General features: G+C 73.1%; 18 protein-coding genes, 1 pseudogene and 1 riboswitch. Of the genes and pseudogenes, 13 read left to right on the forward strand and 6 right to left on the reverse strand.

Features of this window, described 5'->3' with window-relative positions; genetic code table 11:
• Positions 1 to 63 precede the first annotated feature (63 nt).
• Positions 64 to 2,189 (forward strand): annotated as a pseudogene (locus Prubr_RS03000) (HelD family protein).
• A gap of 188 nt (positions 2,190 to 2,377) precedes the next feature.
• Positions 2,378 to 4,915, forward strand: coding sequence for an ABC transporter permease (locus tag Prubr_RS03005; RefSeq protein ID WP_212821395.1), 2,538 nt, complete (start codon positions 2,378 to 2,380; stop codon positions 4,913 to 4,915).
• Between the two features lie 20 nt (positions 4,916 to 4,935).
• On the opposite strand, the gene Prubr_RS03010 is transcribed toward Prubr_RS03005, so the two are convergent.
• Positions 4,936 to 5,253: a helix-turn-helix domain-containing protein gene (locus Prubr_RS03010; protein WP_212821397.1), complete on the reverse strand. Its 318-nt coding sequence runs from the start codon at positions 5,251 to 5,253 to the stop codon at positions 4,936 to 4,938.
• Positions 5,246 to 5,614 (reverse strand): type II toxin-antitoxin system RelE/ParE family toxin, encoded by a 369-nt coding sequence (locus tag Prubr_RS03015; RefSeq protein ID WP_212821399.1) that lies wholly within the window; start codon positions 5,612 to 5,614, stop codon positions 5,246 to 5,248. Before Prubr_RS03015 ends, Prubr_RS03010 begins: the two co-directional genes overlap by 8 nt.
• 149 nt (positions 5,615 to 5,763) lie before the next feature.
• On the opposite strand from Prubr_RS03015, the gene Prubr_RS03020 reads away from it, so the two are divergent.
• Complete coding sequence (locus Prubr_RS03020; RefSeq protein WP_212821401.1) at positions 5,764 to 6,678, forward strand: cation diffusion facilitator family transporter; 915 nt, start codon at positions 5,764 to 5,766, stop codon at positions 6,676 to 6,678.
• Between the two features lie 157 nt (positions 6,679 to 6,835).
• Positions 6,836 to 6,965, forward strand: a riboswitch (cyclic di-AMP (ydaO/yuaA leader).
• A gap of 3 nt (positions 6,966 to 6,968) precedes the next feature.
• A complete protein-coding gene (locus tag Prubr_RS03025; RefSeq protein ID WP_425517981.1) occupies positions 6,969 to 8,015 on the forward strand; it encodes a coiled-coil domain-containing protein in 1,047 nt (348 codons plus the stop codon).
• 54 nt (positions 8,016 to 8,069) lie between these two features.
• Here Prubr_RS03025 and Prubr_RS03030 read toward each other — a convergent pair whose 3' ends face one another.
• Entirely contained in the window at positions 8,070 to 8,627 is a 558-nt protein-coding gene (locus Prubr_RS03030) for a TetR/AcrR family transcriptional regulator (RefSeq protein ID WP_212821403.1), read from the reverse strand.
• Positions 8,628 to 8,705: 78 nt separating this feature from the next.
• On the opposite strand from Prubr_RS03030, the gene Prubr_RS03035 reads away from it, so the two are divergent.
• The 5 genes from Prubr_RS03035 (at position 8,706) to Prubr_RS03055 (ending at position 15,999) form a co-directional block, all read left to right on the forward strand.
• Positions 8,706 to 9,788, forward strand: coding sequence for an FAD-dependent monooxygenase (locus Prubr_RS03035; protein WP_212821412.1), 1,083 nt, complete (start codon positions 8,706 to 8,708; stop codon positions 9,786 to 9,788).
• A gap of 398 nt (positions 9,789 to 10,186) precedes the next feature.
• A complete protein-coding gene (locus Prubr_RS03040; RefSeq protein WP_212821414.1) occupies positions 10,187 to 13,189 on the forward strand; it encodes a glycosyl hydrolase in 3,003 nt (1,000 codons plus the stop codon).
• A 129-nt stretch (positions 13,190 to 13,318) separates the two neighbouring features.
• Positions 13,319 to 13,915, forward strand: a complete 597-nt coding sequence (locus Prubr_RS03045; protein WP_212821416.1) for an isochorismatase family protein — start codon at positions 13,319 to 13,321, stop codon at positions 13,913 to 13,915.
• Positions 13,916 to 13,922: 7 nt separating this feature from the next.
• On the forward strand, positions 13,923 to 14,894 hold the full coding sequence (locus tag Prubr_RS03050; RefSeq protein ID WP_212821418.1) for a GlxA family transcriptional regulator: 972 nt from the start codon (positions 13,923 to 13,925) through the stop codon (positions 14,892 to 14,894).
• Between the two features lie 706 nt (positions 14,895 to 15,600).
• Positions 15,601 to 15,999, forward strand: a complete 399-nt coding sequence (locus Prubr_RS03055) for an endonuclease domain-containing protein (protein WP_212821420.1) — start codon at positions 15,601 to 15,603, stop codon at positions 15,997 to 15,999.
• Between the two features lie 106 nt (positions 16,000 to 16,105).
• On the opposite strand, the gene Prubr_RS03060 is transcribed toward Prubr_RS03055, so the two are convergent.
• Positions 16,106 to 16,945 carry a serine/threonine-protein kinase gene (locus Prubr_RS03060; protein WP_212821422.1) on the reverse strand — a complete coding sequence of 280 codons (840 nt, stop codon included), beginning with the start codon at positions 16,943 to 16,945 and terminating at the stop codon, positions 16,106 to 16,108.
• Between the two features lie 102 nt (positions 16,946 to 17,047).
• Positions 17,048 to 17,407: an STAS domain-containing protein gene (locus Prubr_RS03065; protein WP_212821424.1), complete on the reverse strand. Its 360-nt coding sequence runs from the start codon at positions 17,405 to 17,407 to the stop codon at positions 17,048 to 17,050.
• Between the two features lie 335 nt (positions 17,408 to 17,742).
• Here Prubr_RS03065 and Prubr_RS03070 point away from each other — a divergent pair, with 335 nt between their 5' ends.
• The 3 genes from Prubr_RS03070 (at position 17,743) to Prubr_RS03080 (ending at position 19,273) form a co-directional block, all read left to right on the forward strand.
• Complete coding sequence (locus Prubr_RS03070) at positions 17,743 to 18,144, forward strand: VOC family protein (protein ID WP_212821426.1); 402 nt, start codon at positions 17,743 to 17,745, stop codon at positions 18,142 to 18,144.
• A gap of 406 nt (positions 18,145 to 18,550) precedes the next feature.
• On the forward strand, positions 18,551 to 18,697 hold the full coding sequence (locus Prubr_RS03075; protein ID WP_212821428.1) for a hypothetical protein: 147 nt from the start codon (positions 18,551 to 18,553) through the stop codon (positions 18,695 to 18,697).
• A gap of 177 nt (positions 18,698 to 18,874) precedes the next feature.
• Positions 18,875 to 19,273: a hypothetical protein gene (locus Prubr_RS03080; RefSeq protein ID WP_212821430.1), complete on the forward strand. Its 399-nt coding sequence runs from the start codon at positions 18,875 to 18,877 to the stop codon at positions 19,271 to 19,273.
• A gap of 10 nt (positions 19,274 to 19,283) precedes the next feature.
• Here the strand turns inward: Prubr_RS03080 and Prubr_RS03085 are convergent, their stop codons facing one another.
• Positions 19,284 to 20,639: a CPBP family intramembrane glutamic endopeptidase gene (locus Prubr_RS03085; RefSeq protein WP_246568831.1), complete on the reverse strand. Its 1,356-nt coding sequence runs from the start codon at positions 20,637 to 20,639 to the stop codon at positions 19,284 to 19,286.
• Positions 20,640 to 20,780: 141 nt separating this feature from the next.
• Between Prubr_RS03085 and Prubr_RS37590 the strand changes: the two genes are divergently transcribed.
• Positions 20,781 to 22,757, forward strand: coding sequence for a sensor histidine kinase (locus tag Prubr_RS37590; protein ID WP_212821433.1), 1,977 nt, complete (start codon positions 20,781 to 20,783; stop codon positions 22,755 to 22,757).
• Positions 22,758 to 22,789 lie beyond the last annotated feature (32 nt).

A 22,789-nucleotide genomic window follows, 5' to 3' on the forward strand; every position in this document is an offset into this window, starting at 1 on the left:
GCGCCGGGTCGGTGCCCCGTACCCTGGTCGGGCCGCCACCGACCGACGCCCGGAGCCCACACGTTGACCGACGCCAGCACCGTCCAGCAGGAGATCGCCACCGAGCAGCGCCACGTCGACCGCGTCTACGCGCGGTTGACCCAGCTGCGGGCCTCGGCCGCGCGGGCCGAGAAGGAGGGCTACCGGCTGGCCGGGGTGGGCAACTTCGGCGCCCTCGTCGAACGCGACGCGATGGTCTTCCACGCCGCCCGGCGCCGGCACGTGCTGGACGCCGAGCACGAGGGGCTCGTCTTCGGCCGGCTCGACCTGCGGGCCGGCACCGTGCTGCACGTTGGCCGGCTCGGCATCCGGGGCGAGAACGGCGAGCCGCTGCTGATCGACTGGCGGGCGCCGGCGGCGGCGGCGTTCTACCAGGCGACCCCCGCCGATCCGCGGGGCGTGGTCCGCCGGCGCATGATCCAGTCCAGCGGCGAGCGGGTCACCGGGGTCGAGGACGACCTGCTCGATCCGCAGGCCGCCCCGCCGGACATGCGGGTCGTCGGCGACGGGGCGCTGCTGGCGACGCTGGCCCGGGCCAAGGGCACCGGCATGCGCGACATCGTCGCCACCATCCAGCGCGAGCAGGACGAGGCGATCCGCTCCCCCGGCGCCGGCGTCACCGTCGTGTCCGGCGGTCCGGGCACCGGCAAGACCGCGGTCGCCCTGCACCGGGCCGCCTACCTGCTCTACTCCGACCGCAGCCGGTACGCCGGCGGCGGCATCCTGGTCGTCGGCCCGTCCGCGGTGTTCGTCGACTACATCGGCTCGGTGCTGCCGTCGCTCGGCGAGGACGCGGCCACGCTGCGCTCGCTCGGTTCGCTGGTGGTCGGCGTGACGGCCACCCGGGCCGACCCGACACCGGTCGCCGCGGTCAAGGGCTCCCTGCGGATGCGGCGGGTGCTCGAACGCGCGGTCCGCGACGGCGTACCCGACCGTCCGACCGAACTGCGGCTGCTATACCGGGGCGAACTGCTGCAGTTGGACGCGGCCCAACTCGACCGGATCTGGGACCGGGCCCTGCCCCGCGGGCCCGCCGCAACGAGGTCCGCCGGGCCGGGATCGACGGGCTGTTCAACGCGCTGTGGCCGCAGGCCCGGTCCGGAAAGCTGGTCACCCGGATCGAGTTCGAGGACGATCTCGCCGAACGGGAGGAGTTCCGTTCGTTCCTGCGTGCCTGGTGGCCCCGGCTGCTGCCCCGGCACGTGCTGGCCTGGTTCGCCGACCCGGCCCGGCTGCGCGGGTACGCGACCGGAATCCTGTCGAACGCCGAGATCCGGCTGCTGTCCGACTCCTACCGGACACTGGCCACCGACGGGCCGACCATCGCCGACGTGGCGCTGCTCGACGAACTGGACGAGTTGATGGGCCGGCCGCCGCAGCCGAAGCGGCGTGGTCAGGATCCGTACCACGTACGCGACGGGGTGCGCGAGGTGACGACGTACGCCGACCGGCAGCGCGCCGCCCGCGCGGCGGCGGTCGACCGCCCCGAGGACTACCGCGACTACGCCCACCTGGTCGTCGACGAGGCGCAGGACGTGTCGCCGATGCAGTGGCGGATGCTCGGCCGGCGCGGTCGGCTGGCGTCGTGGACGATCGTCGGCGACCCGGCGCAGACCGCCTGGACCGGCGACCCGGCCGAGCTGGCCCGGGCCCGGGACCGCGCGCTCGGCAGCCGGCGGCGGCACGAGTTCACGCTGTCCACCAACTACCGCAACCCGGCGGAGATCTTCGCCGAGGCCGCGGCCGTGATCCGCGAGGTGTCGCCGGACCTGCCGCTGCCGAAGGCGGTCCGCTCGACCGGCGTACCCCCGGTCGCCCTGACCGCGCCGGAGCCCGCGCTGCGCACGGCCGTCCACGACGCCACGACCCGGCTGCTGGCCGAGGTCGAGGGCACGGTCGGCGTGATCACCCCGGCGCCCCGCCGCGCCGAGGTGACGACCTGGCTCGCGGAGCTGCTGACCACCACCCCCCGCCTCCAGGTCGTGACCGGGCTGGAGTCCAAGGGCATGGAGTACGACGCCGTGCTCCTGCTGGCCCCCGACGAGATCAGGTCCGAGGCCGGCGCGCGAACCCTCTACGTGGCCCTGTCCAGAGCCACCCAACGCCTGACTCAGATCCACGTGATCAACAACCCCCCAAGATCCGCGTGATCAGGGAGTAATTCCCGCGTGTCGGCGGTGCGCCGCCCGCCACGGCCCCTGATCACGCGGATCTTGCGGCGAGCCGAGCGGCACGCCGGCCGGCTGTCCGGATCTTGACAGGAGGGTGGATGGTCTCCGGCCGGTCCGGGCGGGAGACTGACCGGCGTGCCGAGCCCTCTCCCACCCGTCGCCTCCCGGTGAACCGGCCGCTGCTGCGGCTGGCGCTGGCCGGCCTGCGGGCGCACGCCGTACGGCTGCTGCTGACCGCCGCCGCCGTGGTCGTCGGGGTCAGCTTCCTCGCCGGCACCCTCGTCTACGGTGACACCGCGCGGGCCGCCTTCTACGACGACCTGGCCCGGTCGGCCCGCAACGTCGACGTGGTCGTCGAGCCGCCCACGGCCGAACTGATCGAGACCGCGACGGTGGCCCGGATCGGGGCGCTCGACGGGGTCGCCGCCGTCGACGGCCGGATCACCACCTGGCTCGGCATGCTCGACCGGGACGGCCGACTGCTCATGAACAGCTCGCACGTCGGGTACGCCCTGTCGCTGCCCGCCGTCGACACGCTCGCCCCGTACGACCTCACCGCCGGCCGGCTGCCGGCGACGACCGGCGAGGTCGCGGTCGAGCAGGGCACCCTCGACCGGGCCCGGTACGCCCTCGGCGACGTGATCACCGTGGTCGACCGGGCCGGCGAACCGCACCCGCTGACCGTGGTCGGCGCGGTCGACCTCGGTGTGAACCGGCTCTACGGCGGCTCGTCCGTGGTCGCGCTCACCGGCGCCGACCTGGCCACGCTCACCGGCACCGAGCGGTACGCCCAGATCGTGGTGACCGCCGAGCGGGGCACCGACCCGGCCGTGCTGCGCGACCGGATCGCGACCGCCGTCGACGGCCGGTACGAGGTGATCACCGGCGACCGGTTGCGGGACCGGCTGGCCCGCGACGCCGCCAAGTACGTCGACGGCTTTCTCGCCGTCCTGGTCGGCTTCGGCCTGGTGTCGCTGACCGTGTCCGGGTTCGTCATCTACAACACGTTCGCGATCCTGGCCGCCCAGCGCACCCGCGAACTCGCCCTGCTCCGCTGCGTCGGCGCGACCCGCCGGCAGGTGACCGGCTCGGTACTGCTGGAGGCCCTGCTGCTCGGCGTGGTGGCCTCGGTCGGCGGCCTGGTCGCGAGCCTGCTCGTCGGGTACGGCCTGATCTGGGGCCGGGAACTGGTCGCCACCGACATCCCGCTGCACGCCCCGGTGGTGCGCTGGCCGACGGTGGCGGTGGCGCTGGGCTTCGGCACCTTCGTCGCGGTGGCCTCCGCCCTCGTACCCGCCCTGGGCGCCGGCCGGGTCAGCCCGCTGACGGCCCTGCGCGACAGCGTGCTCGCCGAGAGCCCCGCGGGCCGGGGCCGTACCGTGCGGATCGCCGTCGCGGCGGCGCTGGTCGGCACCGGCCTGCTGGCCGGCGCGGCCGGCCTGACCCTGGCGTTCACCGGCCTGCCGCTGGTGCTCGGCGGCGGCATGCTCGCCTTCCTGGGCACGGTGGTCGCCGCACCCCTGCTGGTGCCGGCCGCGGTCCGGGCGGTCGGCTGGCTGCCGGCCCGGATCTTCGGTACGGTGCCGGGCCTCGCCGTGGCCGGTGCCCGCCGCAACCCGCGCCGGGCCGCGGCTACCACGATGGCGCTGATGATCGGCGTGGCGCTGATGTCGATGTTCAGCGTGCTGCTGGCCACCGCCCGCGAACAGACCGGCCGCGAACTCGAGGAGAACTTCCCGGTCGAGTTCGTGCTGCGCAACGCCCGGGTCGACGGCGCGCCGGACGCCCGGCGCGGCCCGTTGCCGCCGGAGCTCGCCGGCGTCCTCGCCGCCCGGCCCGAGTTCGCGACCGTGGCCGAGGTGCGCCTGCGACACGAGTTCCTCGGCGACCGGCTGCGGGTGTGGAGCGTACCGGCGGAGCAGCTCCGCGGCCCGATCGTGCCCGAGGTCGTCGACGGCAGCATCGCCGGCCTGCGGCCGGGCACCGTCGCGGTCAGCCGTCGGCTCGCCGACGCACGGGCGCTCGCCGTCGGCGATTCGGTGCCGCTCGGCACCCTCGGCCCGCTCACCGTGGTCGCGGTCTACGACGACGCGCCGACCGAGGGCGCCGCGCTCGTCGCGGCCGAGCAGTTCGATTCCGTGTACGGCCACACCGATCCCGACGAGCTGCTGGTCGACCTGGCCCCCGGGGTGACGACGGCGGTCGGGCGGCAGGCGATCGACGCGGTGCTGCGGGACCACCCGGTGGTGCAGGTGTCCAGCCAGGCCGACCAGACGGACCGGCTGACCGCGTCCCTCGACGAGCTGCTGGGGATCTTCGCCGCCCTGCTCGGCATGTCGGTGCTGATCGCCCTGTTCGGCATCGGCAACACGCTGTCGCTGTCGGTGTTCGAACGGGCCCGCGAGTCGGCGACGATGCGGGCGCTGGGCATGTCCCGCCGGCAGCTACGGGCGGTGCTGCTGACCGAGGCGGCGCTGGTCGCGGCGGTCGGGGCGCTGGCCGGCGTGCTGCTCGGGGTGGCCGTCGGCTGGGCTGCGGCGATCGGCCTGATCAGCGCGTACGGCCACGGCCTGCCGGTGGTGCCGGTGGGTCAGCTCGCGCTGTTCGTGGCGTTGGCGGCCGGTGCGGGGGTGCTGGCGGCGCTGCTCCCGGCGCGGCGGGCGGCCCGCGCCCCGATCGTCACCGCCATGGCCGACCACGGCTGACGGAAGCTGCGGTCGTAGGATCAGGCGATGGCGGAGATGTCTCCGTCGTCGAAGTAGATCGCCTGGTGCAGGCGGCCACCGAGCGCAGCAGCGAACCGGACAAGTACGTCCTGGCCGGAGATCTTCCCCTGCTCAATCTGCGAGACGCGGCCCTTGGTAACCCCCATCCGGTCGGCGACTTCCTGCTGGGTGAGGCCTCGTGCCCGGCGGATCTCGGCGAGCCGGTAGCCCAGCACCTCGTTGAGCAGTTCCTGCTTGCCGGCCTCCACGGCCTCCTCGCCCCCGGCACGGGCGACGTACTCCGAGCGGATGTCCTTCCATCGGGTGTAGTTAGTCATGCCGTTCTCCATCCATACCGGCTCGCTCTTTGAGGTAGATCTCGTACCGGTGTTCAGCCAACGGGATGGCTTCGCGATACCAGGCGTTCCAATGCCCCGCCTTGTCGCCGGCGACCAGGAGAATACTTGTGCGCCAGGGATCGAAAGCGAACAGGATGCGTACGGTTCCCGGCCGTAACTCCTTCAGTTGGGCGAGACGTGAGCCGCGGATGGTGTCCACCAGCGGTCGGCCGAGACCAGGTCCAACGTCGGCAAGCAGATCAAGTGCCTGCACCACTCGGTCGTACGACGCCTGATCCAATCCCTCGATCCAGTCCCGCACTTCGTCGACGACGTATATCTCCCACTCGGCTTCCCCCACAAGCAAAGTATAGCGATCAGTAAACCCACCTCCGCAAGGATGACAGTTACCGGAAGTGGTTACCAGTGCAATGTTTGCATACATAGCGATGTGAACATACATTGGATCGGGTCGCCGCCGGGGTGGCCACCGGACGGAGGGCGGAGCGCGTGGGACACGGGCACGACCACGGCGCGCAGGCGAAGCGGGCCGGCGAGAAGCACCGGGGACGGCTGTGGGCCGCCTTCATCCTGATCGCCGTCTTCATGGTGGTCGAGGCGGTCGCCGCCCTGATCACCGGCTCACTGGCGCTGCTCTCCGACGCCGGGCACATGTTCACCGACGTACTCGGGATCGGGATGGCGCTCGCCGCGATCTCGGCGGCCCGCCGCGCGGTCGGCGACCCGCAGCGGACCTTCGGGCTCTACCGGCTCGAGGTGCTCGCCGCGCTGGCCAACGCCGTGCTGCTCTTCGGGGTCGCGATCTACGTGCTGGTCGAGGCGGTACGCCGGTTCGACGACCCGCCGCACGTGCTGGCCGGGCCGATGCTGCTGGTCGCCGTACTCGGGCTGATCGCCAACATCGTCGCGTTCATGCTGCTGCGCGCCGGGGCACAGGAGAGCATCAACGTACGCGGGGCCTACCTCGAGGTGCTGGGCGACCTGTTCGGCTCGGTCGGGGTCATCGTGGCGGCCGGGTTGATCGCGCTGACCGACTGGTACTGGGTCGATCCGGTGGTGGCGGTCGCGGTGGGCCTGTTCATCCTGCCGCGCACCTGGAAGCTGGCCCGGGCAGCGGTGCGGATCCTGGTCCAGGCCGCCCCGGAGCACCTGGACGTTCCGGCGGTGCAGGCGCGGCTGGCGGCCGTACCCGGGGTGTCGGACGTGCACGACCTGCACGTGTGGACGCTGACCTCCGGCATGGACGTGGCGTCGGCGCACCTGACCGTCGACCCGGCCGCGGAGGTCGGCGAGGTGCTGGCCGCGGCGCGGGTCGCGTTGCACGACGACTTCCACATCGAACACGCCACGTTGCAGGTCGAACCCGCAGCGTCGAAGGGCGATTGCGGTCCGGCCCACTGGTGACCTTAGGTGTGACTTAAGTTTCGTGACCTGGCCGAGATAGTCGCCCGAATATGTCACGAAATGTCAGTTGATCACCGCGGTAGCAGTCCCCCAGCCCCGGGACAGCTACCGGTAGGCTCGGCCGCGGCCTCCGCCGGGCGGCGCCCCTCGGCGCCTGCGGCGGCCGTCGCCTAATCGCCTTGGCGAGCCGGGGAACCATCGTTACTCGGGGTGCATCCGCGACAGCGGTAGGGATCTTCCGTCCCGAACCCGTCAGCTAACCCGGTCGGCGGCTGACGGAAGGACTGTTCGTGAGGTTGAGAGACAAAGGGCTCCTGGCCGCGCTGCTGGCTGTCGCCGTCGCGTTCGGCGCGGCGCCGGCGACCGCCGCGCCGGTCGGCAGCGTCCCGGCCCGGCAGGCACTGGCGCCGGGCGACATCGACGAGGGCGGCACCAAGAAGCTGCGCGACCAGCTCGACGCCGCCACCAAGGGGTACGTCGACGCCAAGGCGGCGCTCGACAACTCCACCAAGCGCCAGCAGGAACTCGACGCCCGACTGAAGACCATCGGCGAGGAGCTGACCGTACGCGGGCAGGCGGTCGGCGAGCTGGCCTCGCGGGCCTACCGCACCGGCCGCATCGGCCCGATCGCCGCCCTGCTGAACACCAGCTCACCGGAGGGCTTCCTCGACCGGACCACGGCGCTGGGCAACCTCGCCGCCAGCGAGGACCGGCAGCTGCGGCTGCTCCAGGAGACGCAGGATCAGGAGACCCGCGCCCGCGCGGCGATCGACAACGAGATCCGCGAGCAGAAGAAGCAGCTCGCCACCATGGAGCAGCGCAAGAAGCAGGCCGAACGGGCGCTGGCCGAGGCCGGCAGCGGCCAGTCCAGCTCCGGCGTGCAGGGCTCGGGCTCCGGGTCGGGGTCGGCGACGGCGAAGCCGGCACCACGCAACGCCAACGGCTCGTGGCCCAGCGAGAGTTGCTCGATCAAGGACCCGACCACCTCGGGCTGCATCACGCCACGCACGCTGCACGCGCTCAACCAGGCGAAGGCGGCCGGCTACACCCGGTACGTCTCCTGCTTCCGCAACGGCGGCTCCGGTGAGCACCCGAAGGGGCGGGCCTGCGACTTCGCCGCCCAGAAGGGTGGCTTCGGGGGCGTGGCGACCGGCGGCGACCGGACGTACGGCAACAACCTGGCGGCGTACTACGTCAACAACGCCAGCCGGCTCGGTGTGCTGTACGTGATCTGGTTCAAGCAGATCTGGTTGCCCGGCAGCGGCTGGCGGGCCTACCAGGGCGGCGGCGACCCGTCCAGCGACCACACAAACCACGTACACCTGTCGGTGTACTAGCGCACAGCGGGCCGATGGCCGGGCCGCCCCGTCGGGGCGGCCCGGCCATCGACGTCACCGGCCGAGGATGCCGGCGAGGACGGCCCGGATGCCCGGCCGGGGGTCGAAGTCGGCGACCGGCATCGACAGCTCGTGCAGCATGACGCCGTCCAGGTGGTCCATGACCAGTCGGGTGTCCCGCGCCGGGTCGGTCGAGCCGAGGGCGCGCAGCCACACCACACCCCACCCGACGATCACGCTCTGGCCGCGCCGCAGCTCGGCCTGCAGCGCCGGCCGTACGGCGGCTTCGAGGCTGAGCGCGTACCGGGCGAGGGTGCGGTGCCGGCCCGGTCCGGTGGCGTACCGGACGAAGTCGGCGAGCGCGCCGGCCAGTTCGTCGACGTCGCGCGGCCGGACGGTGGCGGCGAGTCCCTGCCAGTCGACCCGGTCGAGTTCGACGAGCCGGGTGACGATGCCGGCGAGAAGCGCCTCGCGGGTGCGGAAGTGGTTGGAGGCGGAGCCGGCCGGCAGTCCGGCCTGAGCGTCGACGGCACGGTGGGTGAGGTTGCGCGGGCCGCCGGTGCCCAGCACCGAGATCGCGGCGTCCAGTAGTTGGTCCTGCCTGCTCGGCATGTGCTCACCCTAACAACTACATCTGTAGTGTCGACAACTACATCCGTAGTACGGTGGCGGCATGAGCGAGGGGGACGCATGACACGGTCAGCGGCGATCATCGGCGGCGGAATCGGCGGGCTCGCCACGGCCATCCGGCTGCACCACGCCGGCTGGGCGGTACGGGTCTTCGAGCGGTCGTCCCACCGGCCCGCGACCGGCACCGCGCTCGGCATGTGGCCGCCGGCCCTGCGGGCACTGGACACGTTGGGGATCGGAGCACGGGTACGCGAGATCGGTGCCCCGCAGCGCGGCGGGTCACTCCGGCGCCCGGACGGCAGCCGGATCGGTGACCTCGACACGGCCGCGATGGTCCGGCGCAGCGGTGACACCGTCCACCTGATCTCCCGCCCGGCACTCGTCGGCCTGCTCGCGGACGCGCTGCCGGCCGGGATCGTCGAGCTGGGCACCGAGGTGACGAACGGGGGTGGCCGGTTGGACCTGGCGGCCCTGCGCGCCGGCCACGACGTGGTCGTGGTCGCCGACGGCGTCTTCAGCCGGATCCGTACCGCCGTGTTCGGGGCGGCGACGCGACCGCGTTACGTGGGCGCGACCGCCTGGCGCGGCACGGTCGACGGTGCCGTGGAGGCGCTGACCGAGACGTGGGGGCCGGGCCGGCGGTTCGGCACCACGCCGCGCGAGGACGGCCGGACCAACTGGTACGCGACCCTGCTCACCCCGGAGGGCACCCGCTTCCCGCAGGGGGATCTGGCGGCGCTGCGGGACACGTTCGCCGGGTGGCACGAGGGGGTGCGCCGCGTCCTCGACACGGTCTCGCCGGACGAGATGCTCCGGCACGACCTCTACGACCTTGACCGTCCACTGCGGACGTACGTCGAGGGGACCGTCGCACTCGTCGGCGACGCCGCGCACGCCATGACCCCGGACCTGGGACGCGGGGCGTGCGAGGCACTGATCGACGGGGTGACGATCGCCGACCGGCTGACCGGGACGGACGACGTGCGGGCCGCCCTGGCGGCGTACGACCGGGAGCGGCGCCGGCCGACGCAGCGGCTGGCCCGGATCGCCGGCCTGATGGGGCGACTGGCGCAGGCCCGGCGGTTCACCGGGATCCGCGACGTCGCCGTACGCGCCGCGACGGCGTTCGGTCCGCCGGCCTGACCGGCTCCTTTAAGCACCCGACGAAGGCGGCGCCGCAAAACAATTAACAGCGGCCCGGACAAAGCTTCGCCAGGGTCGCCGGCATCCCTTTCAAGAGCGCCACCGACCGTACCATCACCGTCGCAGAGAGCGCTCTTACAGCCCTCCCGCCCAACGCCGTAGACAACGAGGAGTCCAGTGGTCAGCGACCTTCGACAGACCCGTGAGAGCGCTCTCTGAGGCAGAGTTATATCCGGTCAGGCGGACGGTGTCAACCGAGCCCCAAGTCCGGCTTAGAAATCCGTTAAACATCGCGTTGGGACATTGACAGGCGACCCTGCCCTCTGGTCATCTCCATGCAACGGTCAGTTAATGCGTTCGAAATTCGATCCCGTTGCGTCCCACCCTCCGGAGGCACCATGAGTCCGACCGTCCGTCACGACGCGCCCGGCGGCGGCCACCGCCGCGGCGCGCGTGCCCGGGCCGGCCGCCCCGCCGCCCGATGGCGCGGCATCGCCGCCGCCCTCACCGTCACCCTGGCCGCCACCGGCCTGTCGTTCACCATGCTGCGCAGCGCCGACGCCGCGACGATCGGGGCCGGCAGCTACGCGACCAGCCGTCCCGCCGGCGCCCCCGCCCCGGTCGCCTGCGGCAACATCTCCAGCAACCCGCGGCAGTACGTCACCGGCAACGCCCCCGCCGGCGCCGTACCCACCAACGACTGGTGGTCGTCACTGCTGTTCAAGCAGCAGATCGGGAGCTGCCAGCACTCCGGGCCGCTGCACGCGCACCCGATGTCGTTCCAGCCGGAGTCCGGCGGGCTCGGCGTCTCCTACACCACCGAGGCGGCGATCTCCGGCAGCGCGACCGGGGTCGGCGAATACCACTACCCGTACACCCGCGAGTTCACCCTCGGCGTCGTCGGCCTGAACTCCCCCGACACCAAGGTCGACGGCTGGACCGACTGGACCGTCACGCCGTACTGGTCGGACGGCGCCCGCACGCTCAAGGCGACCATCGGGCACGGCCTGCCGTTCGTCTACGCCCAGGTCACCGGCGGCGACGCCCAGCTCAGCTTCCCCGGCACCCCGACCGTGTGGTCCAACAGCGGCAACCGGGTCGGCTTCTCGATGCGCGGCCACGACTACGTCGCGTACGGCCCGACCGGCTCGACCTGGACGGTCAGCGGCACCACCATCCGGTCCAACCTCGCCGGCCGGGGCTACTTCTCGGTCGCCCTGCTGCCGACCACCCCGTCCACCTCGGCCACCGACCGCACCAACCTCGCCAACACGTACGCCACCTACGCGCACCGGCACGTCACCGGCACCCGCGTCGCGTGGAACTTCAACCAGGCGACCAGCACCGTCAACGCGACGTACACGTTCACCACCACCGCCCGCGAGGGCTCCGGCGGCGGCACCGTGATCTCGCTGTACCCGCACCAGTGGAAGAACCTGTCGGGCGGCTCGACGATCGCCCAGACGTACGTCTCGCCGCGCGGCCCGATGCGCAACATGGTCGGCGCGTCGTCGTTCACCACCGCGATCAAGTACCACGGCGTACTGCCGGAACTGCCCGCCGTCGCCACCAGCAGCGGCGCCGACCTGGCCACCCTCGGCGGCTATCTCGACCAGCTCGCCGCCGGCGACCCGTTCGCCGGCTTCGGCAACGACACCTACTGGACCGGCAAGGCCCTCGGCCGCGCCGCCCGGGGCGTCGAGATCGCCGACCAGCTCGGCCGGACGGCCCAGCGCGACCACCTGCTGTCGGCGATCCGGACCCGGCTCAACGACTGGTTCACCGCCTCCCCCGGCAAGACGCAGCGGCTCTTCGCCTACGACCAGGCGTGGGGCACCCTGGTCGGCTTCCCCGGCTCGTACGGCTCGGACACCGAGCTCAACGACCACCACTTCCACTACGGCTACTACATCGCCGCCGCGGCGACCCTGGCCAAGTTCGACCCCAACTGGGCCAGCCAGGCCCAGTACGGCGGCATGGTCAACCTGCTGATCCGCGACGCCAACAACCCCGACCGCAACGACGCGATGTTCCCGTTCCTGCGCGACTTCGACATCTACGCCGGCCACGACTGGGCCTCCGGACACGGGGCGTTCTTCGCCGGCAACAACCAGGAGTCGTCGTCGGAGGGCATGAACTTCGCCAACGCCCTGATCCAGTGGGGCGTCGCCACCGGCAACAACGCCATCCGCGACGCCGGCCTGCACATCTACACCACCCAGGCGCAGGCGATCCAGGAGTACTGGTTCGACTCGGCCAACCAGAACTTCCCGTCCGCATTCGGCCACTCCACGGTCGGCATGGTGTGGGGCGACGGCGGCGCGTACGCCACCTGGTTCAGCGCCGAGCCGGAGATGATCCAGGGCATCAACATGCTGCCGATCACCGGCGGTTCGCTCTACATGGGCTACCGCCCGGCGTACATCGGCACCAACTGGGACGAACTCGTCCGCAACAACGGCGGCCAGCCCACGGTGTGGCAGGACATCCTGTGGTCGTTCCGGGCCCTCGGCAACGGCGACGCCGCCCTGTCCAGCTTCCGGGCCAACCCGAACTATCCGGTCGAGGAGGGCGAGAGCCGGGCCCACACGTTCCACTGGATCCGCAACCTCGCCGCGCTCGGCAACGTCGACACCACGGTCACCGCCAACCACCCGCTGTACGCGGTGTTCACCAAGAACGGTGCCCGCACCTACGTGGCGTCGAACATCACCCGCAACCCGATCACGGTCACCTTCTCCGACGGCCGCACCCTGACCGTCGCCGCCGGCAAGACCGCGACCACCGGGGCGTTCACCTGGAGCGGCGGCAACGCCAACGGCGGCGTCAACCCGACCAACCCGCCGACCACTCCCCCGCCGACGACGCCGCCACCCACCACGCCGCCCCCGACCACCCCGCCGCCGGTCGGCTCCAACAAGCTGTTCGTACGCTCCGCCGGGGCACTGTCGACCAGCGCGGGCGGCGGAGCCACCACGGTCACGCTGCCGGCCGCCAACGGCAACTGGGACGGCACCCCGAACAACCAGGTCACCCACCGCATCTGCGGGCTGCGCGGTGCGCACTCCGGGTCGACGCAGTTCGCGCTGCACGTCGACGCGGGCACCGCGGTCGGCGCCGGGATCCAGGCCCGGGTGTCGTACGACTTCACCGGCACCGGCAACTACAGCCGCGTGGAGACCTACCACTACTTCGCCACCGACCCGGTGACCGGCACCGAGACGTACACCCAGGCGGCCGGGCTGCGCTCGTCGTCGGGATCGTTCGCCGCGATGAACAACGGCTGCGTACGGCTGGAGTTGTGGAACGCGATCGGCAACGCGCCGACGACCGTACGCGTCGACGCGACGGCCGCCCAGGGCCGGCAGTCCACGGTGACCGTGCCGTTCACGCTGTCCTGACCCGCACCTGACCGACGGCGGGAGGTCCGACCGGGCCTCCCGCCGTCGTCGTGCCGGCTGACCGGATCCGTCCGGGGCGAGGCATGATGGTGCCTTCCGGGCAGGTCGATCAGGGGCGAGGCTGACACCATGGCAAACGCACTCGTCGTGATCGACGTACAGGAGTCCTTCCGCCGGCGGCCGCTGTGGTCGACGATCTCGAATCCGGCGATCGTCGAGCAGGTCGACCGGCTGGTGGCCGCCACCCGCGCCGCCGGTGACCTGGTCGTCTGGGTCCTGCACAGCGAGCCGGGCAGCGGCACGGTCTTCGATCCGGCCAGCGGCCACGTCCGGCTGATGGACGGCCTGGTCCCGCACGACGGCGAACCGCTGATCACCAAGACCTCGCACAACGCGTTCACCACCACCGGGCTCCAGCAGCTGCTCACCACCCGGGGCATCCGCGCCCTGACGATCGCCGGCATCCGCACCGAGCAGTGCTGCGAGACGACCGCGCGGGTCGGCTCCGACCTCGGCTTCGACGTCACCTTCGTCACCGACGCGACCGCCACCAACCCGATCCCGCACCGGGACGCGCCGGTGGACCTGTCGGTCGCCGAACTGCTCGCCGACCCGCGCACCCTGCACCCGCAGGAGATCGTCGCCCGTACGGAATACGCGCTCGCCGGCCGGTTCGCCACCATCCGCACCGTCGCCGAGCTGACCGGCGCACCGACGGGCAGCTGACCGGATCGTGTCCCGGGTCGTCTTCCTGCTGCTGCCCCGGCTGCACCTGCTCGACCTCGCCGGTCCGGCGCAGGTCTTCTCCACCGCCGCCCAGCTCGGCTACGACTACCGGCTGAGCTACGTCGCGGAGCAGGAGGACGTACCCACCGCACAGGGGTTGCCGGTACGGGCCGGCACGGTCTGGCCCGACCTGGACCCGACGGATCTCGTCGTCGTACCCGGCTGGCGGACGCCCACCCTGCACCGCCACGGACACGTCGGCCCGGCGACGATCCGGCGGCTGACCGATCACCACGCGGCCGGCGGCACCGTGGCCAGTGTCTGTGCCGGCGCCGCCCTGCTCGGCCGGGCCGGTCTGCTCGACGGGCGGCGCTGCACCACCCACCACGACCTCCAGGACGAGCTGGCCCGGTGTCATCCCCGGGCCAGGGTCGTCCGCGACGTGCTGTACGTCGTCGACGACCGGGTGGTGACCTCGGCCGGCATCGCCAGCGGAATCGACCTGGCACTCCACCTCGTCGCCGTCCGGCACGGTCCCGCGGCCGCCGCGCGGGTCGCCCGGTCGATGGTGGTCTACGCCCGCCGCAACGGCGACGAGCAGCAGGCCAGCACGATGCTGCGGCACCGCGGGCATCTCAGCGACCTGGTGCACCGGGCGCAGGACCTGATCGACGCGCGGTTCACGCAACGGCTGCCGCTGGCCGCCCTGGCCGCGAGTTGCGGGGTCAGCGAACGCACCCTGAGCAGGCGGTTCACGGCCGTGACCGGGTTGACCCCGCTGCGCTACCAGCACCTGCTCCGGCTGGAACGGGCCGAGCACCTGATCGGGCACGGCGCGACGGCCGAGGCGGCGGCCCGCGCGGTCGGCTTCGAGGACGGTCGGATGCTCCGCCGCCTCCGGGCCACCCGGCCGGCGTTGCCGTCTCCCCCGGCCCGCGTCGCCGCCCCCTCGGCCCGCGTCGCCGCCCCCTCGGCGTGATCGTCAGTCGTTTTCCGGCACTTCGGCGGCGTGTCGCACAGTTCGACAACTGATGATCAAGCGCGTTCAGCGCCGTCGTCCACAGACCCGCCGGGCCGTTGTCCACAGGCGTAGGAACGCCGCTGTCTTCGGCCACCCGTCCGTGGCACGGTCGACGGCGTGCATCCTGAACTCCGGCTGTTCGTGGACCGGTGCGGGGGTCTGGTCAGCCGCGCCCAAGCCAGCCAGGTCGTCCCGCCCTGGGGCCTGGACGGCGCCTGCCGTACCGGTCAGCTGCGCCGGGTGCTCCCGGGCGTCTACCTGGACCCGGCACTCCTGTCCGGTCCGGTCGACGGCCACGAAACCGGGGCGGCCGTGTTGGCACGCCTCGACCGGAGCCTGGCCCACCGCGCCGCGGTCGCCTATCTCGCCGACCGGGGAGCGCTCAGCCACACGACCGCGCTCGACGTGTGGGGGTTCCGGCAGCAGGCGGTCGGCGAGGCGCTGCACCTCAGTGTTCCGGCGGGAGCCGGCATCCGCAGCCGACCCCAGGTGGTGGTCCACCAACGCCGGAACCTGGTGGTACTGAACCGGCGGGACATGCCGGTCACCCGGATCGAACAGACGCTGGTCGACGCCTGGCCGCTACTGCCGGCGGTCGACCGGGCGGCACCGGTGATCCGGGCGGTCAACGACCGGCGCACCACCCCCCGGCCGGATCATCGACGTGCTGGTCGGGGTGCCGAAGCTCGCCGGCCGCGCCGAGCTTCGACGACTGCTCGACCGGCTGGCCGCCGGCTGCCACAGTGCGCTGGAGATCTGGGGACACGACCACGTGTTCACCGGACCGGGAATGCCACGGTTCCAACGACAGGCACCGATCCGGGTCGGCGGGCGCACCTTCTATCTCGACCTGTATGCCGAGGCGGAGCGGCTCGACATCGAACTCGACGGCGCCGCGAGTCACGGCGATCCCCGGCAGCGTGAGATCGACCTGCGCCGGGACGCGCTGCTGGCCACCGTGGGCATCCTCGTGGTGCGGTTCTCGCACCGCCGGCAGGAGACCGAGGCCGTACGCCGGGAGGTGCTCGCGATCATGGCCAGCCGACGGGCCGCCGCTGGGTGACAAGCCCGGCCCGCCGCCGGTGACAAGCCGGGGCCGCCGGGTGACGGAGCCCGGGCCGGGTCGAGTGACGGAGCCGGCCGCCGCCGGGGCGGACGACGGTGTCCGGTCAGGCGCTGGGCAGCGGGATCCGCCGACGGGCGACCGGAACAGCCGCCCGGGCACCGTCCGGTATGGACCACAGGGCGAGGGCGACGGCGGTACTCGTCGGACGGTCGGCGGCCCGCTTGGCCATACAGGCCCGGCACAGGTCGGCGATCTCGGGCGGCAGCCCGGGTACGGCGAGGACCGGCGCGGGGGCGAGCGCCGGCAGCCGTACGGCGGTGGGTGGCCCGCCGGCCCGCACCCCCGGATACGGGGAACGGCCGGTCACCATCTGGTAGAGCAGGACGCCCAGGGCGTAGACGTCGTCGGCCGGCTGGCCGGCACCCGGTCCACGTGGCGCCGGGGTGTCGACCGTGGTGGCCAGCCCGAAGTCGATGATCTTTATTCCGGCGCGGGTGACCATGACGTTCTCCGGCCGTACATCCCCGTGGACGACGCCGCGGCGGTGCGCGACGGCGAGTACGTCGGCCACGGTCGCCGCGATCCGGACGGCCTCCCGCCAGGGCAGCGGCCCGCTGGCCAGCCGGACGGCGAGCGGAAGGCCGCTGAGCAACTCCAGCACCACGTACGGCAGTAGGGTGCCGTCGGGCAGTGGCGCGTCGCCGTAGTCGTAGACGCGGGGAACGCTCGGGTGGCGCAGCCGATCGGTGATGATCGCCTCGCGCCGGACGTTGCCGCGGGCGCGCGGGTTGTCCGCGATCGCCGGGGCGAGCACCTTGACCGCCCGGTTCTCCGCCGAGTGCGTGTCGACGGCCTGGTAGACCATCGACACCCCGCCACGGGCGATCGGGCCGAGCAGGACATAGCGCCGGACGAGAGCGGTGCCCATCCGCGGCCATGTCACGACCGGACTATTCCGCACCGGGCTGGGCGGGACAAGGGTGCGGGGCCGGAACGGCCGCACCGGGCCGCCGGCGTGGCGGACCCGGTGCGAACGACGGGCGACTCAGCCGGTCGGGAGCTGTGTCTGCGCCGCTCCGGAGAAGTAGGGCTCGGGCGCGCCGAAGAGGCCGAGCAGGCCGGTGACCCAGAGTTGCCGGTGCACGAAGCGGCTCGGTTCGGTCACGACGAGCTTGACGCCGCTGACCTCGGCGGTCTGGAAGCCGGCGACCATGGCGCTGATGCCGACCGAGTCGATGAACTTGACCTGCCGCATGTTGAGCTGGATCCGGGTCGGACGGCTCTTGGCGAGCACCGAGGCGACCGCCTCGCGAACCTCGTACGCCGAGTCGACATCGATCTCCCCGTCCGGCGCGATCTCCACCACACCGCCGGGCAGCGTCGACGTGACGATCGACAGGCTCACGCGATCACCTCCACTCACCCGCAACCGGGTGCCTCGTCAGTACGCAGGCCGCGACCGAGAGTATTCCTACCCCGGTGTGGCCGCTACCCCGGGGGTCCCTGGGTTTCCCCGGATCCATCCGGCTCCGAATCTGCCCATACCAGGACAGTCGGCAACATCTTTCCCCATGATCGGACAACTCAAACCGGCCCTTGCGCACCCCACACTAGCCGGTCGGCCGAGCCATCCGCCCGGACGGCGGGCAGCTCCGTCCGTGGCCCGGGCGCCGATCGGGCGTTCCACCGGCGGTCACCACCCCGACCAGCGAGAATGGAGGCGTTGGGGAGGTGCGGCCGGTGATCGAGATCGAGCGGGTCGACCATCTCGTCCTGACCGTCGCGGACGTCGACCGCACGGTCGACTTCTACCGTCGGGTGCTCGGCATGCGACCGGTGGTCTTCGGCACCGACCGACGGGCGCTGGCCTTCGGCAACCAGAAGATCAATCTGCATCAGGCCGGCCGGAAGATCGCGCCGGCCGCCCACCGCCCCACCCCGGGCTCCGCCGACCTGTGCCTGGTCAGTCGGGGGCCGCTCGCCGACGTTCTGACCCACCTGGCCGCCTGTCGGGTACCCGTCGAAGCGGGCCCGGTCGACCGCACCGGCGCGGTCGGGCCGATGGTCTCGGTCTATCTGCGCGACCCCGACCACAACCTGATCGAGGTCTGTTCCTACTCCGGCACGACCGCACCGCACTGACCCGGGCCACCGGGCGAACGGCGCCCGCCGGGCCGGTCAGACCCGCACGGACACCGCGCCGATAGCCCGCCGGCCCCCGTCGTGTGGGCGCCCGTCAGCGGACTCCGGAACCCTAGAGGGGCCCGCCACGGCACCGTCCCGGCGGTGTCGCCGGGGGTGACCTGCCCCACCAGCCACACCCGGCATTCCGGTGCCCACCTGTCGCCGTACCTCACGCCCGACCTCGCCGCGCGGTACGGCGGCGGGCCTTCTGGGTACGGAACAGCCCAGCGCCCGCCCCGGGGCCGGGTCGATCGGGTACGTCGCTTGCCCGCCCGCACTAGCCTCGGTTCGGACGGGTCCACAGCAAAGATCTGACAGCACCGATCTGACAGCAAGATCCGACAGCAAGGATCTGGAGGACACGATGTTGAAGAAGCTGCTCGGTCTCGCCGGTGTGGGAGCACTGCTGGCCCTGGTCCTGGCCTGCGGTTTCGGTCCCGGCGGGGACGACGACGATGACGACGATGACGACGACTTCGCCGCCCGGCCGGCGGTCGTCTCGATCCGCTGACCCACCCTCCCATCCCGCGCACCCCGCCCGGGCCGGTGAAGAACGCCCACGGAGCGAACCCGCCGTCCGTGGGTTTGCCGCCGTACCCGGGCGGGCACCTCCGAGACATCATTCCGCGCCGAACTGACGCCTCTGTCCGAAGTGGCCACTTCGTTCGGCACCTGAGGAGGTAGCACGATGTTCGGAACCAACCTGCTGGATCGCCGCAGCAAGCCCGAACGGATCGCCGATCAGGCCTGGCAGCACCTCAGCTCGGTCCTCGACAGCGCCGGCGACACGGCGCGCTCGGCCGGCCGCGGCACGGCACACCTCGCCGACGAGGCCGGCGACCGGGTCGCGAGCGTGGCCGACGAGGCGTGGCAGCGGGCCGGCGCGGCGTTCGACGCCCTCGCCGGGCGGCGTACGTCGTCGTCGCTGCCGTGGGCCTGGATCATCGGCGCGGGCGTGGTCGGCGCCGCGCTCGGCTGGGCCGTCGGCACCGCCGCCCGGGCGGCCGTCTCGCGTTCCCGGGACGACCACGACGAGCGGATCGAGTTCGTCGACGCCGACCGGCCGGGCGGCGTATCCGCCCGGTGATCGGTCCCGCTCAGGAAGCGACCGGCCGATCGGGGCCGGCACCGGTGTTCCCGGCACCGTCCGGCCGGTCCGGTGCCACCTGCTCCGCCGCCGGGTGCGCAACGTGCGGACCCGGCGGCATCAGCCCCGGCGGCACTGACCCGGGCGACCCGGTCGGCGGCTGCCCGCCAGGGCCCACCGGCCCGGCCGGGGGCTGGACCGGCCACGGGTGAGGCTGCGCGGCTGGCCACGGGTGCGGCTGCGCAGTCGGCCACGGATAGAGCTGTCCCGGCAACGGCGGCGGATAGACCTGCCCCGGTAGCGGCGGCGGATACCCCGTGCTGGGCGGCGGGTACGTCACCCCTGGCGGCGGATACCCCGTGCTGGGCGGCGGATACGCCATCCCGGGCGGGTACCCGACACCGGGCGCCGGGTATGTCGGGACGGCCGGTGGCGTCGCGCGCGGCCGGACCGGTGCTTCCAGCAGTGCCGGCGAGGCCAGCGTGGTGAGTCCGCGCCGCCCGGCCAGCCACAGCACCACCAGCGCGAACCCGACGCTGACCGCCGCGTCGACCACCGCGAGTTGCCACGGCGCGTCGGCCAGCGTCTCGTCGGCCTCGAGTGTCCCGGCCGCGGCCGAGAAGCCGAAGGCGACCACGTTGTTGACCACGTGCAGCGCGACCGCCGCCTCCAGGCCGCCGGTGCGTATCGTCAGCCAGCCGGTCACCACCCCCATGACCGTGAGGCTCGCGAACCCCCAGGTGGTGCCCCAGCCGTGGGCGGCCGCGAAGAGCAGCGCCTGGAATCCGATCGCCGGCCACGGGTTGCGCATGAACGCGCCGACCGCCTGCAGGAGCCAGCCGCGGAAGACGTACTCCTCGGCCGCCGCCTGGAACGGCACCAGGAGCAGCACCATCGCCAGCCCGGCCAGGAACGTCGGCCAGCCGACCCAGCCACCGAGGGCCAGGTCGACGTCGTCGCCGGTCACCGCGGCCAGGCCCGAGGCGCCGAAGAGCAGGACACCGACCGCCGGTACGGCGACCAGCACGCACACCCCGAGCCAGCGCCACCGCAGTCGTCCGGTGACCGACGACACCGTTCCCGGGCGGCGGCGCTGCACCGCCCAGGCGGCGAAATACACCACCGGCAACGCGACGGCGATGCTGAGCAGCAGCAGCGCGGTGTCCGGCATCGGGCCGAGGTCGGGCAGGCCGTCGGCGTCGCGCGGCCGGTCGGTGAGTGTGCCGATGACCTCGGCGGCGGCGAGCAGCAGACAGTTGAACACCAGGAAGCCGGCGATCAGCAGCAGCGTGCCGAGCACCGGACGCCACCAGCGGTGGCGGGTGGTACGGGCCAGGCGGTGGTACGCGACTCCGGGCGGGGGCATGGTCACCCGGTAAGCATCCCGGTCCGGCCACCGCCCGGCATCCCCGATCACGGGCGGGCGTGGCGTGCACTGCGACGGGAAACACGGCAGGCCCCACACCGCCGGCCCAGGTCGCGCGCATTTTCTATCGTCGTACCCGTCATGAGGGTCTTTCGGAGCTGGCTCACCCCCCTGCTGCTGGTGACGGCGCAGCTGGCGGTCTGGCCGGGTGCGGCCCTGCTCGCCGGCCAGCGGCCGGACCGGGTTTCGGTCGCGGCCGGCGTGGTCGCGACGGCGCTCGTCGCCGTCGCGCTCAACTGGCGGGACCGCGCGCCGGTCCGGGTGCTCGCCACCGTGTCGACGGTGGCGAAGCTCGGCTACCTCGCCACCTCGCCCGAGGCGTTGATCGGCCTGGCCATCGCCGAGATGGTCGCGCTCCACGCGGTCGCCGCGCGCCGGCCGGCACGGATCGCGCTCGCCGCGACCGCCGCCGTCATCCTCATGGAGGCGGTGCTGACCGTCGGGCTGTACGAGACAGGGCGCGGCTATGTGGGCGGGCTGCTCTTCAGCGTCACCCTCTACCTGCTCGCCGCCGGTCTCGGGCGGGGCCGGCGGCGGTGGCACGCGGCGCGTGCCGACGCGGCCGAACTGCTGGCCCAGGCCGAGGCGGAGCAGCGGCGGGCGGCCGGGATGGAACGGGAACGGCTGGCCCGGGAACTGCACGACGTGAGCGCCCACCATCTGACCTCCATCGTGGTCACGGTGACCGCCGCCGAACGGCTGGCCGACCGCCGACCGGAGCTGGCGGCCGAGGCGCTGGAGTTCTCGGCGCGTACGGCGCGGGAGACGCTGACGGCGCTGCACCGGTTGGTGGCGGTCATGCGTACGACCGACCAGGCCGGGCCGGGTGGGCTGGACGAGCGGCTCGGCGAACTGACCGACGGCTTCCGGCGGCTGGGACAGCCGATCACCCTCGACGTCGCCCCGGTCGACGCCGGTTCGGCGGTGGCCGAGGCGGCGTACGGGATCGCCCGGGAGGCGTTGACGAACACGTTGCGGCACGCTCCCGGCGGCGCCGTACGGGTCTGTCTGACGGTGGCCGACGACGCGCTCGTGCTGGTCGTCGACGACGAGGGCGCAACGGTGCGGCCGAGCGCGGGTGGGCTGGGCTCCGGTCGGGGCATCCTCGGGATGCGCGAGCGGGCCGCCGCACTCGGAGGGACCTGCGAGGCGGGTGCCCGGGGCGATGGCTGGCGGGTCCGGGCGGTGCTGCCGGTCGCCGGCGGCCCCGAGGGCTCTTCGTCGGCCGGGGCCGAGCCGGGGTCCGCCCGGGCGGGGTGGTGGTGGCGGGGGCCCCGCGCGCTGGACAGCGCGGTCGCGCTGGCGACCGTCGTGCCGCTGGCCGGCGGGCTGCTGGCGGGTTGGGAGGGGCCGCCGGTGCTGGCGCCGGCGACGACCGTGCTGCTGGCGCTGTTGATGATCCTGCACGCCGTACCGCTGCTCTGGCGCCGGGACCGGCCCTGGCTGGTCCTGCTGGCGGTCGTCGGCTCGGCGGCGTTGTGGCCGGCGGCGGCGCTCTACACGCGGCTGCCCGGGGACGCGGTGTGGGTGTTGCTGTCCACCGTCGGACCGGAGTTCGCGGCGGTCTACTCGGTGGCGGCGTACGGACGGCCGAGGTGGGCGACCTGGCTCGCGGCGCCGGCGGCCGCGGCGGGCTTCGGTGTCGCGTTGGTGGCGACCGCCGCCGCCGACGGCCGGCTCGCCGGTGAGCCGGCGACGCTGGCGGTCGGCGGGGCCATGGCGGCCACGCTCGCGGCGGTGCTGCTCGTGGCGCTCGGTGCGGTGTGGGCGGCCGGCTTCACGGTTCGGGTCCGCCGGGACCGTACGGTGGCCCGGGAGCGGGACGCGGTCGCGGAGGTCACCGCGCGGGCGGTGGAGGCGTCGCGGGCCGAACGGGCCCGGATCTCGGCCGGCCTTCGGGCGGCGGTGCTCGAACACGCGCAGGGGGTGTTGACCGCCGCCGAGCGCGACCGGCTCGACGAGGTGGCGGTCGAGGCCCGCGCCTCGCTCGCCGCGATGCGCGAACTGCTCGGCAGCCTGCGGGCCGCCGAGTCGGCCAGGCCGCAGCCCGAGCGATAGCCACGAGCAGCCAAGATCATCGACGCGCCCGG

The sequence above is a fragment of the Polymorphospora rubra genome (assembly GCF_018324255.1).
Lineage (GTDB): Bacteria > Actinomycetota > Actinomycetes > Mycobacteriales > Micromonosporaceae > Polymorphospora > Polymorphospora rubra.